The organism is Streptacidiphilus fuscans (assembly GCF_015690355.1).
GTDB lineage: Bacteria > Actinomycetota > Actinomycetes > Streptomycetales > Streptomycetaceae > Streptacidiphilus > Streptacidiphilus fuscans.
On record NZ_JADPRT010000004.1, the window covers coordinates 312,979 to 328,671 of the forward strand.

Consider the following 15,693-nt stretch of genomic DNA (forward strand, 5'->3'; position numbering starts at 1 on the left):
TCAGCGTGACGACCTCAGTTGCACACGCCCTGCCACTCCATCACGCCGGTGGCCTTGTCATGGATCTGGGGGCAGAGGTACTTGCCCGGGCCGTCGTCGATCCAGCCGGATCCGGCGCCGGTGGACGTCCAGATCGCGTTGTCGTTGGCGTCGTCGATGGAGAACAGGCAGTTGACGCCGGTTCCGGTCGGGAAGAACTCCATCTGGTCGTGGTACCCGCCGTTGACGTAATGCAGCTGGATCTCCTCGGTAGCGGCGCAGCCGCCCCAGTTTCCGTAGTAGGTACCCTCGTTCGCCGCGAAGGCGGGCGTGGACGCGGCGAAGGCGATCGCGGCGCTGGCACCGATGACGGCGGCGGCGGATCGCAGGGACGTACGGCGAGTCATCATCAAACGCATCCTTCGTCCGGACATGTCGGGAGAACCCTGCGTCCCGTCGGGCCGCAGCGCTGACTGCACCGCTTGGGAACGGTCCTGCGCTCCAAGCGGCACGGCCAGCCTGCTGCAGCGGGCCGAGGCAGTCCCGTTTCCCGTACGTATCCGTACAGCCGAGGCCGAGGCGGAGGCCGACGCCGACGCCGAGTGCGCGTCAGCCCAGGGGTGTGAGGAGGCAGCGGCTGGTCATGCCCGTGGTGCGGTCGAGCGCTGCCGCGGCTGCCGAGTAGGCGTCGGGCAGGTCGCGGAGTTCCCACAGCATGCGGGCGGAGGCCCAGGCGGCGTCGCGTGCGGCGTCGATGCTCCACGAGCCGAGCAGATGCAGGAGCGGGTCGGCCACGTCCAACTCGGCTGGGAGCGTGAGCAGTTCCTCCCGGACCTGGTCCTCGACGCAGGCCAGGACGTCGTTGACACGGTGGAAGTCCGCCTCCAGCGCCTGCGGCGGGATGCCGAGGCTGCGGCAGGAGTCGACGACGGACAGCGGCAGGTCGTGCTGGATATGGCTGTTGATTCCGGCCAGCGCGAACTGAACGGGCCGGATGCCGGGGTGGCGTCGCAGCTCCAGGAGCGGACGCCAGCAGGCCGGCGGTGTGTCGGCGGTGAGCGCGCCGAGGAAGCGGTCGGCGAAGAGCGTGGAGAGGCGTGCCACATCGACGGGTGAGCGGAACCAGCCCGCGTCGCCGAGGCGGTCGGTGACCGCGTCGGTCACCTGCAGGTACACCCCGCCGAACACGCCCACCCCGTCCCCGGGCGGAAGGCCGCCGGTGGCCTCGCCGATCCGGGCCGCCACGACGGTGACGGCGTCGGCGGGCGCGGTGCTCAGCGCGACGGCGTCCGTGGTTTCCGTGGTGTCGGTGGAGTCCATGGCGCAACTGTGCCAAGCAGGTGGGGCGCAGGGGATCCGCCAGGCGGGTGGTCCAGGTCATCGGCGACGACGGGCGGCTGACGACGCATCACCGCTGCGTCGCCCGAGCTCGTTCCCTCCGGGCCGGTCCAGCTGAGCCCGATGAGGGAGTGTCACAGTGCTCCGGCGTCGCGGGCGGTCCAGACGGACGGGTAGATCGGACGCCAGCCGAGCTCCTCGCGCAGCGACAGGTTGTCGGCGATCCCGTCCCACGGGTCGGTGACCGGGAGGTCCGCGTTGGCGGGCGGGAAGGTGGTGCCGTTGAGCCGGTGCAGGTCCCAGGCGGTGGTCGGGGCGTCGTCGGCGGCGTTGTAGTTGCGGCCCTCGACGCCCGGGGTGCGCAGCGCGCGGTAGAGGGCCTGGCCCACGTCGGCGTGGTGCACCATCTGCAGGAGCCGGTGGGCGGGCCAGTCCGCGATGAAGCGGCCGACGTTCTCCAGGTGCGGGTCGCCCTCGCCGTAGACGAAGGCGAGGCGGACGGTCACCAGCGGCAGTCCGTCCAGCGCGCGCAGCCCCGCCTCCGCCTCCGCCTTGGAGGTCGGGTAGACGCCCCAGGCCGCGTGGGGCGCGGGGACGTCCTCCGGGTGCGCCGGGCGGCCGTGGCCGGGGCCGTAGACCAGGTTGGTGCTCGTCTGCACGAAGCGCCGCACACCGGCGTCACGGGCCTCGCGGCCGAGGGCGATCGCGGCGTCCCGGTTCACCGCCCAGGCTTCCTCGTCGGGCACGCCGCGGAACGCCGCGGCCACGTTGACCACCTGGTCGGCCCCGGCCAGCGCCTTGGCCCGGTCGGCCTCCTCGCGCAGATCCCCCAGGACCACCTCTGCGCCCATCGCGGCGAACGCCGCGCCGCGCTGCTCGTCCCGCACCAGGACGCGCACGGTCTCCTCAGCACTCGCCCACTGCACCAGCCGTGGCACGAACCGCCGTCCGACCTGCCCCGTCGCGCCAGTCACCAGAATCGTGGTCATCGTCGTCACCTTCCCCTGTTCTTCCCTGCTCGCTTTCCGTTGCGGGTTCCAGCCTGCGACCTGCGGAACGGATGCGGGAGAGACCTGCTGATCGGGGGATCGGCGATCCCTGGTTACGTCGACGCGGAACGGCGACGATGGAGGTATGGACCGTAGAGAACGCACGGACCGGGCCGCGCTCGCCGACTTCCTGCGCCATGCGCGCACCCGGCTGGCGCCGGCCGACGTCGGTCTGCCCGACGGCGCGCGTCGGCGTACGCCCGGCCTGCGGCGCGAGGAGGTCGCCTCGCTGGCGGGGATGTCGGTCGACTACTACACGCGGCTGGAGCAGCAACGCGGTCCGCAGCCGTCCCCGCAGTTGCTCGCCTCGCTGGCCCGCGCGCTGCGGCTCAGCGACGACGAGCGGGACCACCTTTTCCACCTCGTCGGCCACGCGCCGCCGCGCACCACGACGGTCGCCGACCACGTCCGGCCGGGGCTGCTGCTGATCCTGGACCGGCTCTGGGACGTCCCGGCGGCCGTGCACTCGGCGCTCGGCGACGTGCTGGTGCAGAACCCCATGGCCAAGGCCGTCTGGGGCGACATCGACACGAACGATCCGGAGACGCGCAATCTCTTCTGGCGCTGGTTCACCGAGCCCGGCTTCCGGGACCGGAGCCCCGAGGACGAGCACGAGCGGTTGTCGCGTTCCCACGTCGCGCACCTGCGCGCGGTCGCCACCGCCCGCCCGGACGACCCGCGCGCCCAGCGGCTGGTGAGGCGGCTGCTGGCGGCCTCGCCCGAGTTCGCCCGGCTCTGGGCCGACCACGACGTGGCGGTCCGGCGGAGCGACGTCAAGACCGTCCTGCACCCGGTCGTCGGTGCGTTGGAGCTCTGCTGCGAGATCCTGGTGGACGACGGCGGCGACCAGCGCCTCCTCGTCCACACGGCGAAGCCGGGCAGCGTCACGCAAGAGCGCCTTGACCTGCTGCGCGTCATCGGCCTCCAGGACCTCAGCCGCCCGGAGCCGACGTCCGGCGGACGCGGGTAAATGCGTGGCTGCGCCGGTCTGCCGGTGCGAGACTCCCGTGGTGACAGGTGCGGTTGAGACGACGATCGAGGCGCGGATCGCGCGCATGGCGCAGCAACTGACGGAGGTTCACGGAGTCGTCGGGGTGATGCTCGGCGGCAGCCGGGCGCGTGGCGAGGAGCGGCCCGAATCGGACTGGGATCTCGGCGTCTACTACCGCGGCACGCTCGACCTGGACGCGCTGCGCGCGCTCGCGGCGGTGGCCGAGCCACGCGCGGAGGTGCCGGGCGTCGAGGTGGCCGGCCCGGGCGGCTGGGGTCCGTGGGTGAACGGCGGCGCCTGGCTGTCCGTGGACGGCGTCCCGGTGGACTGGATCCTGCGCGACGTGGACCGGGTCCGCCGGGTCTGGGACGAGTGCCGGGCAGGCCGGTACGAGGTGGGCATCCAGCCGGGCCACCCCCTCGGTTTCTGGTCGCCCTGCCACCCGGGCGAGGTCGCGCTGGGACGCGTACTGGCCGACCCCTCCGGCGAGTTGGCCGCGCTGCGGGCCGAGACCCGCGACTACCCGGAGCCCCTGCGGCAGGCCCTGCTCGACGCGGCGTGGGAGCCTGCGTTCCTCTGCGCCAACGCCCGCAAGTCCGCGGCACGTGGCGACGTGCTGCACACCTCCCTCTGCCTGAGCCGTGCGGTCGGCGTGCTGACCCAGTCGCTCTTCGCCCACGCCAGGCGCTGGTACCTCAACGAGAAGGGCGCCCTCGCGGTGGCCGCGACACTGCCCGCCGCGCCGCCGGACTTCGCGGACCGCGTCGCCCGACTGCTCGGTGCGGCGGGCACGACGGGGGAGCACCTGGCGGAGACGGTCGCAGCGGCGGAGGTTCTGGTCGCGGAGGTGCGGGAGCGGCTTGCGGCGGAAGCGGGCTGAGGGACAGAGCGGCTGAGGGACAGAGCCACTGAGGGACAGAGCCACTGAGGGACGGAGCGGCCGTACCCGCGGCAAGATGGTCCTGCTCGTCGACGCGGCCGGCGGGGAGGGTGATCAGGTCGCGAACCGCACCGCGTCGCCGACGCGGACCTGACCCGGCCGGACGACCTGCGCGTACACGCCCGCGCACGGTTCGGGGCCCATCGCGTCGAGGGGGACGACGCGGTTGTGCGCGGCGAGGACGCGCAGTGCGGAGGTGTCGCGGGGCAGGTCGCCGTGGGCGAGGGTGGGGACGGCGCAGCGAGGGGTGCGGGCGATGACGCGCAGGAGCGGGGAGTCCGGACGGTCCCCGATGCGGAGGTCGCGGCCGAGCCAGTCGTTCTCCACGAACCCGCCCGGCGCGCCGTCGGACATGGAGAGCGCCGCGGGGAGCGTCCGGAGGACCAGGTTCGGCCGGTAACGCGCGGCCTCGACCGTGCCGCGCGGGCTCAGCGCGGCGATCCGGTCCAGGGTCGCGGTGGTGATCAGGTGCAGCGGTGCGAAGTCCACGAAGGTGCGGGGCGCGCCCGGCGGCAGGCCCGCGCCGAGACGGCTGAGGTCGACCGCGACGTCGGCGTCGACGCCGCCCGTGAGGACCTCGTCCGGGCGGGCACGGTCCAGGCTCGCGTCAGCCGGGGGAGCGTCGGTCAAGGTGACCGCCCGGCCCAGGACGGTGGAGAGCCGGTCGTTCAACTCCCGTGCGGTGCTGGGCAGGTGTGAGCCGTCGGGGAAGCCGACGAGCACTCCGTCGGCGGCGGTGGACGCGGCGAGTGTCAGCGCCGCGCGCCACAGTCGCGGGTGTTTGGCGCTGACGACCTTGCCGCTCTCCCGGTCGAGCAGCGCCAGTCGGCGGTCGCCCTCCAGGCCGGACGGGGAGAGTCGCGCCTGCCGGACGGTCTCGCCGAGCAGGGACTTGACCGGATGGCGCCGGAGCTGCGCCACCGTGGCGAACACGTCGGCAGGGACGTTGGGCTGATCACGGCTCACGTACGGCAGTCTGGCGGACCAGCGAGGCCGCGACGACCGAATTGCCGTTCCGCAGGCGAAGGGCGGAGCGAGAATGGGCCCGTGGGAAAAATCTATGAGCGTATCGACGGCAGGCTGCGTGACTTCATCGAGGCGCAGCACATCTTCTTCACCGCGACCGCGCCGCTCTCCGGGGACGGCACGATCAACCTGTCGCCCAAGGGGCTGACCGGTTCGTTCACCGTGATCGACGAACGGACGGTCGCCTACCTCGACTTCGCGGGCAGCAACGCCGAGACCGTCGCGCACCTGCGCGAGAACGGCCGGATCACGCTGATGTGGTGCGCCTTCCACGGGCCGCCGAACATCGTCCGCGTCCACGGGCGCGGCGAGCCGGTCTTCCGCGACGACCCGCGCTGGGCGGAGCTGCTGGGCCACTTCCCGTCCATCGACCCGACGCGGCACGGGCTGCGCGCGATCGTCGTCGTCCACGCCGAGCTGGTCCGGGACACCTGCGGCTACGCCGTGCCGTTCATGAGCTACGACGAGGACCGGACGCTGCACGCGTCGCGCTTCGAGCGCGAGACGGACGAGAGCCTGGACGCGTACTTCCACAAGAAGGAGCACATCGAGCAGAGCATCGACGGTCTGCCGGGACTGCCGCTGCCGCTCCCGCCGCTGCCTGCGCTCCCCGGACCGGAGGCGTAGGGCCTGGCGCACGGTCGAACCCTGCGGGATAGGCTCGGCTGCGAAGAGATCCAGGAAGAGATCCAGGAAGAGATCCGGACTGATCCCGCCCGCGAACGACAGGACGAACGCCCGTGTACGCCGTGACCCTCGCCCCCGATGCCGAGCTGCGCCCGCTGGAGCCGTGGCAGGCCGAGGAGTTCCTGGCGCACATGGACCGCGCCCGCGACAACACGGACCCGTGGATCCCCTGGGCGACCCGCTCCACCGACCTGGCGTCGGCCCGCGCCACGCTCCAGAGCTACGCCGATAAGCAGGCCGCCGACAGCGGCCGGATCTACGGGATCTGGCGGGCCGGGGTGCTGGTCGGCGGCGTGATGTTCGTGCGCTTCGACGCCGCGACGGGCGTCTGCGAGATCGGCGTGTGGACCGAGCCCGCCGGACAGGGCGCCGGGCTGATCACGGCGGCGGTGCGGCATCTGCTCGCGTACGCCTTCGAGGAGCGCGGGATGCACCGCATCTGCTGGTACACCTCGCCGGAGAACCTCCGCAGCCAGGCGGTCGCGCAGCGCGTCGGCATGTCCCTGGACGGAACGCTGCGCGAGGAGTTCCTCTACAACGGCGTCCGCCACGACACCCAGGTCTGGTCGTTGCTGGCCCGGGAGTGGAAGACCGTCTGAGCGGGAGCCCGTCCGAGCGAACAGACCGCCGCGCCTTCGTGCTTGACTTCTCCATCCCCGGCCGCCACCGTACCGCCTGACGCTCCATCAGAACCCGTTGCCCGCTGACCGCACGCAGCCGAGCGCGGCCCGTCAGGAGGGGAACCGATGGAAGAGGAAGAGTCGCACGCGCCCGTCTTCAGTCGCCGGATGCTGCTCGGAGCAGGCGCCGCAGCGGCGTTGGCGACGGCGGTGCAGTGGACCCCGTTCAGCCGGATCCCGGCGGCGAGCGCGGCGACCACGATCACCGCGCCGCCGCAGTTCCCGGCCGGGATCCCGCTGTACCAGCAGACGTTCCAGAACTGGTCCGAGGAGATCACGGTCGAGAACCTCTGGACGGCGTCCCCGCGCAGCGCCGCAGACGTGCTGACCCTCGCCAACTGGGCGCACACCAACGGCTGGCGGCTGCGCGCGCGGGGCGGCGGCTACAGCTGGTCGCCGCTGGTCGCCTCACCGGGCACGCCCGCCAACGAGCTGCTCGTCGACACCACGACCTCGTTGACCGGCATCACCGTGAATTCCGGCAGCCCCGCCAGCGTCACCGTGCAGCCGGGCGCGACCATGGACAACGTCCTCGGCACGCTCAAGAACGCGGGCCTGGGCCTCACCGGCTTCCCGGTCCTCGGCGCGTGCACGGTCGGCGGCGTGCTGGCCAGCGGCGGACGCGGCACCGGCGTGCCCGCGGTGGGGGAGACACCGCCGTCCGGGCACACCTACGGGTCGGTCAGCAACCTGATCACCAGCCTGACGGCCGTGGTCTGGGACGCCGGGCAGGGCGCGTACGTGCTGAAGACCTTCCAGCGGACCGACCCGGAGATCCAGGCGCTGTTGGTCAACCTGGGACGGATCTTCGTCACCGAGGCGACGCTGCGCGTCGGGGAGGACCAACGGCTGCGCTGCCAGAGCTGGTTCAATGTCACGGCCGCCGACCTCTTCGCGCCGCCCGCCTCGGCGGGGTCGCAGTCGCTGGCCTCGTACGTCGCGCAGTCGGGGCGGGTGGTGTGCATCTGGTTCCCGTTCACCTCCTCGCCGTGGCTGCGGATCTTCACGCCGACCCCGAGCCAGCCGTGGGTCTCCCGCGCGGTGACCGGTCCGTACGACTTCACCTTCAACGACATCGTGCCGAAGAACGTCTCGGACCTGCTCTCGGAGATCGTCGCGGGCGACGCGTCGGCGACCCCGACCTTCACGGCCGCGCAGATGGACGCGATCAGCGCGGGCCTGGTCGCCACCGACACCTGGGACATCTGGGGCTGGTCCAGCGACGTCCTGCTCTACGTCCGGCCCACCACGCTGCGGATCACCTCGACCTGCTGCAACGTGGTGACCACGCGGGCCAACGTGCAGCAGGTGGTGAGCGACTTCTACGCCGAGTACAGCGCCAAGCTGGCGTCGTACGCGGCACAGGGCCTCTACCCGATGAACGCGCCGCTGGAGATCCGGGTCACCGGCCTCGACCAGGCCGCCGACTGCGGCGTCCCCGGCGCGCTCGGCGCACAGCTCTCGCCGCTGCGGACCCGGCCCGACCACCCCGAGTGGGACACGGCGGTCTGGTTCGACATGACGACGGTGCCGGTCACGCCCGGCTGCCACCAGTTCATGGGCGAGATGGAGCAGTGGTTCCGCGGCCACTTCACCGGCTCGTACGGGGCGGTCCACAACGAGTGGCCCAAGGAGTGGGCCAACACCCCCTCCGGCGCGTGGACCGACACGACCGCGATGAGCGGCGCGATCCCGGCCTCCTTCACCGACGGCCAAGCGGCAGGGGACGGTTGGGCCGCGGCGGCGGCGACCTTCGCCGCGCTGGACCCGAACGGCGTCTTCGGCGGCCCGCTGCTGGACCAGTTGTCGCTCTGAACGGGTGGGTCCAGCGCCGAGGGCGGCGCTCAGCGCTCAGCGCACGGAGACGAGGTGGGCGTCGACGACGATGTCGGAACCGGCAGAGATGCCGGAGGCGGGCGGGGTGACCAGGCGGAGTTCGGGGACGGTCGCGCTGCTGCTGCTGCCGCCGCTGCCGGCGTTCTTGGCGTAGGGCCCGACGGCGTCCACGGAGAAGGCGGCGGTGTGTCCGTCCTGGCGGAGCACCTCGATCCGGTCGCCCGGGTGCAGGGAGCTCAGCTGGGGGATGACCATCAGGGCGTTTCCGGGCTGGCCTGGTGCGACTCCGTCCTGGTACCAGCCGGCCATGCCCGCGTTCTTGGCCGTGCCCGCGTTCTTGGCCACGCCGGTGTACTTGGCGTTCGGCGCGGACAGTTCGCCGGTGCGGTCCAGCCCCAGCGGCGTGACGGGGGCGGCGAGCCCGATCGCCGGGATCGTGATCCGGGTCGGTGGGCTCCAGGCGAGCGGCAGCAGCACGGGCGCCGGCGGACGGATGGGCGCGAGCGAGGTGGACACCGGGGCGTGCCCGGCGCTGGGGGCTGCCTGAGCGGCGACCGGCGTGGGCGGATGCGGGGTGCGGGTGCCGTCCCACATCATCCACGCGCCGAGCAGGAAGGGGAGCAGCAGCGCGACCAACGTCCGGCGGCTGCGTCGGGAGCCCGCACCGGGAGCGGGGTCGGTGGGGTCGGTGGAGTCAGCGGGCTCGGCGGGTTGAAGATCGTCGTGGTCCAGCGGGTCGTCGTAGAACTTCATGGGGTGATCGCTTTCGCTGCGCGCGTGCACGGGCGTGCGGGGGCGTGCGGGGGCGTGCGGGGTTGTACAGGGACGTGCATGTGAAGGATTGTCAGATTTATCCGTCCCGAAAACGGCCGCCCGTGACACCACCCGTTCGGCTGTGCACCTCGTCGCCCCGGCTCGGGTGCCTGTGCCCCCCGCACAGCGACTGGGCCGAGGCGGCGGATGCGGCGATTAAGGTAGTCGGTGCTGCCTGCCGAGCCAGCCGTGACCAGTGGGGGCGCTCCTCGTGGATGATGTGGTGCTGCGCGGACCCAGCCGGTCCGACGCCGAGGAGACACCGCCGCAGCTGGTGAGCGTGGGGCGGGCCGAACTGCTGCTGCCCGCCCGGGCCCGGCGTCCGGAGACGCTGGTCCGGTTCGTGCTGGGCCTGCTGCTCACCGTGTTGACGCTGCTGGTGGCCGACGCGGCGCACGACACCATGGGCGGCCTCGAACTGGACGCGACCCGCGGGGCAGGACAGGCACCGCGCCTGCTGTTGGCGCTGGCCGGATCCTTCGCCAGCACCGCCGTCCTGCTGGTGCCTGCGGCGTTCGCCGTGTCGCAGCTGCTGCGGCACGGGCGTCGGCGCGTCCAGGACGGGCTGATCGCCGCCACGATCGCCTTCGGGCTCAGCATGGCGCTGAACCTCTGGTACCCGGAGCTGTTGCCGCAGGCGATCGTGTCCGTGCTGACCCCGCCCGAGGCGGCCTCGCCGTTCGACGGGCCGCTCCTCGCGCTCTCCGTCCCGGCCATCGCGTTCATGACGGCAGCCGGGGTGGCCCGCCGTCCGCAGTGGCGGATCGGCCTCGCCGTCGTGGTCGCCCTGGACGTGCTGACCGCGCTGGTCAGCGGCTACGCGGACGCGCTGTCGGTGCTGCTGTCGCTGCTGCTCGGCTGGACCACCGCGCACGGGACGGCGTACGCGGTGGGGTCGCCGAACGTCCGTCCGAACGTGGAGCTGCTCTTCCGGGCGCTGCGCCAGGTCGGATTCGCCCCCACCGCGGCGTTCCGCAGGCCGGACCAACCGCCGCAGGAACCGCAGCGCTACCTGGTACGACAGGCGGACGACGGCCCGGTTCCGCGCCAGGCCCTTGACGTGATGGTGCTGGACCGGGGGCAGTCGGCCGTCGGCTTCCTGCACCGGCTCGGACAGCGGCTGCGCCTGCGTTCCGCCCCCGAGCGCCGCAGCCTGCTCTCGCCCAGCGACGCCCTGCGACAGGAAGCGCTGCTCGCGTACGCCGCCGAGGCGGCCGGCGTCCGCACCCGGCGGCTGCTCGCCACCGCCGACCTGGGCCCCGACGCGTCGCTCGCGGTCTACGAGCCGCTTCCCGGGCGCACGCTGGACCAGCTCGACGACGCGGAACTGACCGATCCGCTGCTGCTCCGGATCTGGCAGCAGGTCCACCTCCTGCACACCCGTCGGATCGCCCACCGCGCCCTGACGGCCGACTCGGTGTGGGTGGACGAGGACGGTGACGAGGACGGTGACGCGGGCCTGGTGAACCTCCAGGACGGCGACATCGCGGCCGGTGACCTCGTGCTGCGGACGGACCTCGCACAGCTGCTCACCACGCTCTCCCTGCGGGTGGGGCCCGAGCGGGCGGTCGCCGCCGCGCTCGACGTCCTCGGTCCGGACCGGCTCGGGACGGCGGTGCCGGTGCTCCAGCCGCTCGCCCTGCCGCGCAGCACCCGGGCCCGGGTGAAGGCGCAGGAGAAGGAGCAGGCCAAGGACCAGCAGCAGGACTCGGCCCCCGAGCAGGACACGAGCCAGGGCGCGCCCCTGCTCGCGCGGATCCGTGACGAGATCACCCGCGCCATCCCCGAGGCGCCCGTCGAGGCCGTCCGGCTGGAGCGACTGCGCCCGCGCACCCTGATCGCCGTCCTGGGGCTGGCCATCGCCGGCTACCTGCTCGTCCTCCAGCTCTCCAGCAGGAACACCAACCCCTTCGACGCGCTCACCCAGGCGCGACCCGGCTGGATCGCCGTCGCGGCCGTGCTCTCGGCGGGCGGATTCGTGGCCGCGACCATGAGCTTCGTCGGCTTCGTCCCGGAGCGGCTGAACCTCTGGCGGAGTCTGCTGGCGCAGGTCGCCGGAGGGTTCGTCAACATCGTCGCGCCCAGCGGGCTGGGCGGAATGGCGCTGGGCACCCGGTTCCTGCACAAGCAGGGCCTCCCGACGCGGCAGGCGGTGGCCAGCGTCGGCGTCACCCAGGCCGTCGGACTGGTGCTGCACATCCTGCTGATCTTCATCTTCGGCTTCCTGGCCAGCGGCCAGTACCGGACGCCGTTCACCGACTCGACGGACCTCGTGGTCGCGCTGCTCGCGGCGGGCGCCCTCGCGCTGCTCGTGGCCGCCGTCCCGCCGCTGCGCCGCTGGGTGGTCTCCCGGCTGCGGCCGATGATCAGCGGCATCCTGCCGCGGATGCTCGACCTGTTGCAGCAGCCGGGCAAGGTGGCCGTCGGCGTCCTCGGCCAGCTTCTGGTCTCGCTGTTCTCGGCGGCCTGCCTCTACGCCTGCGCCCTCGCCTTCGGACAGCACCCCGGCTTCGCCGAGGTGACCATCGCCAACCTCATCGGCGGCACCCTCGGCCAGGCGGTCCCCACCCCCGGTGGGGTGGGCGGCGTGGAGGCGGTGCTCGCCTACGCCCTGCAGACGACCACCGGGATGCCCTACGACGTCGCACTGCTGCAGGTCCTGCTCTACCGGATGCTGACGCTCTGGCTGCCCGCCCTGCCGGGATGGGTCGCCTACCTGTGGCTGCAACACATCGACGCCGTCTGACGGTTGACGTCGGCGCGGCGTTCGGCAGGTCCTGCTCAGGCCCTAAGGCCGCTTCGCAGGCAGCGGCTGGAGCGCGGGCCAGCGCCGGAGCATCGACTCGCGGACGGCAGCAGCGAGTTGGCCGAATCCTCTGAGCTCGTTGCCGGTTGCGGCCAGCTCGCTGACCACGCCGAGGCGGTGGGCCAGGCGCTGGCGGGCCGTCGCCGTTCCCCAGGTCCAGTCGCGGCGCGGGAGCCGGGCCAGCTGGTCGACCGTGCCGCGCTGGGCGCGCTGGACGAGGGCGTCGCCGCGGAGCAGCCACCCGGCGCAGGCGTCGGTGAGGTCATCCGGAACCTGGCGGCCCGTCAGATCGCGCCAGGCCGTGCGGTAGGCGGCTTCCGCCGCGTCCAACACGGGCGCGGGTGGCGCGGTCGCGCACCAGCAGGTGGGGAAACCGATACGCAGATAGGCGAGTTCGACCAGGCCACTGCCGAGCGAGGCCTGTTCGAAGTCGATGAACCGCACGCCGTCGACGGTGTGCAGGTCGTTGCCGGGGCAGGGGTCGCCGTGCAGCAGGGCATGGGAGCTCGCGTGGTCCGCCGTGGTGGCGGCCAGCCGGTCCACCAAGCCCTCCAACTCGGTGCGCACACCCGGCGCGACGGGCACGCCCAACGTCCCGGCGAGCCCGAGGAAGGAGTCGATGTCACCCGTTGTCGGATCGGACCAAGACGGCAGCGCGCCGACGTCATCAGGCCCGGTCGCCGCGTGGAGGCGGGCCAGCGCGGCGGCGTAGTCGATTAGCCAGTCCTCGCGCGGCCTGCGGTGCTCCAGCAGCTCCAGGACGACGACCCGGTTCGCGGAGTCGGTGCCCAGCAGCCGTGGCACCACGGGCGGGTCGACCCGGGCGGCGAGCCGCAGCCCAGTCACCTCGCGGTCGTACCGCTCGTCGGCCTCCGGGGCGTCGACAAGGTGCTTGACCACCATCGGCGTGCCGGAGAGCTCGGCCCGCCAGACGCGCGAGCGCGGACTGCTCTCCAAGCGGTGAACCTTGCGCGCGGGGCCGAGTTCAGCCTGGAGCCGCTCCCCGAAGGGCAGTTGGTTCGGCATCCAGTCATCCTGGCACGCGTCCCCGCGCGACCACCTGCCAATATCAGCGCCCGCCCGAGCACCACGCCGCGGCCACGGCCTCGACGTGGGCGGATGCCTGGGCGAAGCCCGCGCGGGCGGCGGAGGCGCGGCGGGAGGGGTCGAGCATGTTGCGGCCGAAGGCGCGGCGTGCGGCGCGGTCCGGGGTGATCAGCGCGACCCGGGAGCCGGACGCGGTGAGGCGTTCGACCTGGGAGCGCGGGCTGGCGATCGGCCCCGCGCCGACGGGCAGGGGCGCGATGACGACGACGCTGCGGTACCCCTGCGCCAGGTCCGCGTTGGCGGAGGAGCGGATGCCGCCGTCGATCCAGGTGCGGCCCGCCGCGCGGGTTGGGGGCCAGACGCCCGGCACCGAGCAGCTCGCGGCGACCGCGTCGACCAGGCCGAGCTCGCCGTCGCGGTCGAGAGCCGCGAACTCGCCCGTCTCCGCGTCCACGGCGGTGACCACCAACCGGCGCTCCGGACCCGGCCACTCGTGGCTGAGCAGCCGTCGCTCGATGCTCGCGCGCTGCGGGGAGGGCACGGTCCCCGAGCCGGCGGACGCGGCCGCGCCCGCCATCGCCAGCGCGCCCATCCGGACGCCGAAGGACCGGGCGTCGCGCGAGCGGGCGACCTCCCAGACGAAGCGCAGCATGGCCGACCTGCCGAACGAGCCGCGCGCCTCCTCGGCCTCCACGGCCGCGATCTGGCGCTCGTACAGCTCGCGCACGTCGAGCAGACCGGAGGTGAGCTGTGCGCCGACGACGGACCCGGCGGAGGTGCCGATGATCACGTCCGTCGTCCCGGCCAGGTCGATGCCCGCCTCCGCGAGGCCGTGCAGGATCCCGCACTCCCAACCGATGCCGGTCAGTCCGCCGCCGCCCAGGACCAGCGCCTTGTCGCGCTTCGCGCGCACCGCGTCGTTCGTGTCCACCGCATCCGCGTCCACCGCGCCCCCTCCGACTGCCTCCCGGCGCACCCGAACACCGGATCGCAGCAGAAGATACCCGCTCTCCCCGCCCGGGTACGCTGCCGAGGTCGGTCGATCCGAAGACGTCAGAAGTCGGGGGAGCCATGGCAGCGTTGCTCGGCGTCGTGATCGAGGCTTCGGACGTGCCCGCGCTGCGCGCGTTCTGGGGCGAGGCGCTTGGGTGGCGGCCCTCGCCGGACGGCAGCGAGTTGTACTCGCCGCGTCCGGGCCGCCCGGTGGTGCGGTTCGTCGCGGCGGCGGGCGGGCCCAAGCGCGGCAAGAACCGGCTGCACCTCGACCTGGCGGGCGGCCCGGACGAGGTCGCGCGGGTGCGGGCCCTCGGGGCGGAGCCGGTCGACATCGGGCAGGGTGCGGTGCCCTGGGCGGTGTTGGCCGATCCCGAGGGGAACGAGTTCTGCGTGCTGCCGCACGCCTCGGCGGACGACGGGCTCGCGGCGATCGCGCTGGACGCCGCCGACCCGGTGGCCCAACTCGCCTTCTGGCAGCGGCGGACCGGGTGGGAGCTGGTCGACCGGGGCGCGTGGGGCGTCCGACTGCGTCATCCGTCCGGCAGCGGGCCGACGTTGGTCATGGGCCCGCCGGCAGCGCCGAAGTCCGCGCCGAACCGGCTGCGGCTCGCGGTGTCCGCGACAGCCGCCGCCCCGAGCCACGGGCCGGGAGCCGAACTCGTCGACCCGGAGGGCAACGAGTTCGAGCTCTGGTGAGCCGAGCTCTGGTGAGCCGAGCTTTGGTGAGTCGGGCTCTGGTGAGCCGTGGCTGACAGCGTGGGCGTCAGGCCGTCGCGAGTGAGACGTCCGTGGACTTGACCAGCGCGACGACCGAACTGCCCTGCGTCAGGCCGAGATCGGTGACGGCGTCCGTGGTGATCGCGGCGGTCAGTTCGCCGCCCTCGACGGCGACCCTGACCGAGGCCATCGCCGCGCCGACGGCGATGGCGGTGACCGTGCCGGGCAGCTGGTTGCGGATGCTGAGGCCGGAGACCGAACCCGTCGCCAGGGAGACCTCGGTCGCCTTGATCACGGCCTGGACGGCGGTGCCCTCGGCCAGCTTCAACTCGTCGGCGGCGTCCGACGTGATCGCGGCGGTGATGACCTGACCGCCGGTGAGGCGTGCCTTCACCGAGGCCATTGCCGGGCCCTTGGTGACGGAGGTGACGGTGCCGGGCAGCTGGTTGCGGATGCTCAGGGTGCTCTGGGCCATGGTGGAAACCTCGCGGGATCGGAGTGAACGGAGGTGACGACGGTTTCACCGTATCCACTCAGGGATGTCCGATTTCCTGTGCCTTTGCAGATGAGAGCCGATTGCCGTTTTTGCTCTGGCATGTCGGCCCGGATTCACACGTCCGGCGCGAATCCGGAGGGCGTGAACGGTGCACGAACGGTGCGCGAGCGCCCCCCGCGTACTACGATCAAGGTCGTCGCCCGGCATGGCATGCACACGCCGGTGCGGCGCGAAGGGGTGGCTGCCGATCGGGCTGGTCGGCTCGTTCAACGGCCCTGTTCGGGCCTCCGTC

General features: G+C 72.9%; 15 protein-coding genes. 7 read left to right on the forward strand and 8 right to left on the reverse strand.

Translation table 11 applies throughout. The features are described 5' to 3' along the window. Window positions 1-14: 14 nt before the first annotated feature. The 3 genes from I2501_RS12040 to I2501_RS12050 form a co-directional block, all read right to left on the reverse strand. A complete protein-coding gene (locus I2501_RS12040; RefSeq protein ID WP_196193908.1) occupies window positions 15-389 on the reverse strand; it encodes a hypothetical protein in 375 nt (124 codons plus the stop codon). 199 nt (window positions 390-588) lie between these two features. Continuing rightward, complete coding sequence (locus I2501_RS12045; RefSeq protein WP_215909520.1) at window positions 589-1,299, reverse strand: DUF5995 family protein; 711 nt, start codon at window positions 1,297-1,299, stop codon at window positions 589-591. Window positions 1,300-1,451: 152 nt separating this feature from the next. Then, window positions 1,452-2,306, reverse strand: a complete 855-nt coding sequence (locus I2501_RS12050; RefSeq protein ID WP_196193909.1) for an NAD-dependent epimerase/dehydratase family protein — start codon at window positions 2,304-2,306, stop codon at window positions 1,452-1,454. Window positions 2,307-2,451: 145 nt separating this feature from the next. Between I2501_RS12050 and I2501_RS12055 the strand changes: the two genes are divergently transcribed. Continuing rightward, window positions 2,452-3,336, forward strand: coding sequence for a helix-turn-helix transcriptional regulator (locus I2501_RS12055; RefSeq protein ID WP_196193910.1), 885 nt, complete (start codon window positions 2,452-2,454; stop codon window positions 3,334-3,336). A gap of 85 nt (window positions 3,337-3,421) precedes the next feature. After that, complete coding sequence (locus I2501_RS12060) at window positions 3,422-4,237, forward strand: DUF4037 domain-containing protein (protein WP_196194141.1); 816 nt, start codon at window positions 3,422-3,424, stop codon at window positions 4,235-4,237. 114 nt (window positions 4,238-4,351) lie between these two features. Here I2501_RS12060 and I2501_RS12065 read toward each other — a convergent pair whose 3' ends face one another. Then, the gene (locus I2501_RS12065) at window positions 4,352-5,263 is read right to left on the reverse strand and encodes an MOSC domain-containing protein (RefSeq protein WP_328806326.1); all 912 of its coding nucleotides are present in this window, start codon (window positions 5,261-5,263) and stop codon (window positions 4,352-4,354) included. Between the two features lie 81 nt (window positions 5,264-5,344). Between I2501_RS12065 and I2501_RS12070 the strand changes: the two genes are divergently transcribed. The 3 genes from I2501_RS12070 (at window position 5,345) to I2501_RS12080 (ending at window position 8,505) form a co-directional block, all read left to right on the forward strand. Continuing rightward, window positions 5,345-5,950: a pyridoxamine 5'-phosphate oxidase family protein gene (locus I2501_RS12070; RefSeq protein WP_196193911.1), complete on the forward strand. Its 606-nt coding sequence runs from the start codon at window positions 5,345-5,347 to the stop codon at window positions 5,948-5,950. 113 nt (window positions 5,951-6,063) lie between these two features. Next, on the forward strand, window positions 6,064-6,609 hold the full coding sequence (locus I2501_RS12075) for a GNAT family N-acetyltransferase (protein WP_196193912.1): 546 nt from the start codon (window positions 6,064-6,066) through the stop codon (window positions 6,607-6,609). A 147-nt stretch (window positions 6,610-6,756) separates the two neighbouring features. Continuing rightward, window positions 6,757-8,505 (forward strand): cholesterol oxidase substrate-binding domain-containing protein, encoded by a 1,749-nt coding sequence (locus I2501_RS12080; protein ID WP_196193913.1) that lies wholly within the window; start codon window positions 6,757-6,759, stop codon window positions 8,503-8,505. 36 nt (window positions 8,506-8,541) lie between these two features. Here I2501_RS12080 and I2501_RS12085 read toward each other — a convergent pair whose 3' ends face one another. Continuing rightward, the gene (locus I2501_RS12085) at window positions 8,542-9,279 is read right to left on the reverse strand and encodes a class F sortase (protein WP_196193914.1); all 738 of its coding nucleotides are present in this window, start codon (window positions 9,277-9,279) and stop codon (window positions 8,542-8,544) included. A gap of 271 nt (window positions 9,280-9,550) precedes the next feature. On the opposite strand from I2501_RS12085, the gene I2501_RS12090 reads away from it, so the two are divergent. Beyond that, window positions 9,551-12,085 (forward strand): flippase-like domain-containing protein, encoded by a 2,535-nt coding sequence (locus I2501_RS12090; protein ID WP_196193915.1) that lies wholly within the window; start codon window positions 9,551-9,553, stop codon window positions 12,083-12,085. Between the two features lie 42 nt (window positions 12,086-12,127). Here the strand turns inward: I2501_RS12090 and I2501_RS12095 are convergent, their stop codons facing one another. Both I2501_RS12095 and I2501_RS12100 read right to left on the reverse strand, forming a co-directional pair. After that, on the reverse strand, window positions 12,128-13,171 hold the full coding sequence (locus I2501_RS12095) for a phosphotransferase (RefSeq protein ID WP_196193916.1): 1,044 nt from the start codon (window positions 13,169-13,171) through the stop codon (window positions 12,128-12,130). Window positions 13,172-13,214: 43 nt separating this feature from the next. Continuing rightward, on the reverse strand, window positions 13,215-14,123 hold the full coding sequence (locus I2501_RS12100) for a patatin-like phospholipase family protein (protein WP_328806327.1): 909 nt from the start codon (window positions 14,121-14,123) through the stop codon (window positions 13,215-13,217). A gap of 140 nt (window positions 14,124-14,263) precedes the next feature. Here I2501_RS12100 and I2501_RS12105 point away from each other — a divergent pair, with 140 nt between their 5' ends. Beyond that, a complete protein-coding gene (locus tag I2501_RS12105) occupies window positions 14,264-14,884 on the forward strand; it encodes a VOC family protein (protein ID WP_196193917.1) in 621 nt (206 codons plus the stop codon). Between the two features lie 67 nt (window positions 14,885-14,951). Here I2501_RS12105 and I2501_RS12110 read toward each other — a convergent pair whose 3' ends face one another. After that, window positions 14,952-15,380 (reverse strand): TOBE domain-containing protein, encoded by a 429-nt coding sequence (locus I2501_RS12110; protein ID WP_196193918.1) that lies wholly within the window; start codon window positions 15,378-15,380, stop codon window positions 14,952-14,954. Window positions 15,381-15,693: the final 313 nt, after the last annotated feature.

Coding starts and splice junctions, on each gene's coding strand:
- I2501_RS12040 (WP_196193908.1), bottom strand. CDS start 389: ATGATGACTCGCCGTACGTCCCTGCGATCCGCCGCCGCCGTCATCGGT.
- I2501_RS12045 (WP_215909520.1), bottom strand. CDS start 1,299: ATGGACTCCACCGACACCACGGAAACCACGGACGCCGTCGCGCTGAGC.
- I2501_RS12050 (WP_196193909.1), bottom strand. CDS start 2,306: ATGACCACGATTCTGGTGACTGGCGCGACGGGGCAGGTCGGACGGCGG.
- I2501_RS12055 (WP_196193910.1), top strand. CDS start 2,452: ATGGACCGTAGAGAACGCACGGACCGGGCCGCGCTCGCCGACTTCCTG.
- I2501_RS12060 (WP_196194141.1), top strand. CDS start 3,422: ATGGCGCAGCAACTGACGGAGGTTCACGGAGTCGTCGGGGTGATGCTC.
- I2501_RS12080 (WP_196193913.1), top strand. CDS start 6,757: ATGGAAGAGGAAGAGTCGCACGCGCCCGTCTTCAGTCGCCGGATGCTG.
- I2501_RS12085 (WP_196193914.1), bottom strand. CDS start 9,279: ATGAAGTTCTACGACGACCCGCTGGACCACGACGATCTTCAACCCGCC.
- I2501_RS12095 (WP_196193916.1), bottom strand. CDS start 13,171: ATGCCGAACCAACTGCCCTTCGGGGAGCGGCTCCAGGCTGAACTCGGC.
- I2501_RS12105 (WP_196193917.1), top strand. CDS start 14,264: ATGGCAGCGTTGCTCGGCGTCGTGATCGAGGCTTCGGACGTGCCCGCG.
- I2501_RS12110 (WP_196193918.1), bottom strand. CDS start 15,380: ATGGCCCAGAGCACCCTGAGCATCCGCAACCAGCTGCCCGGCACCGTC.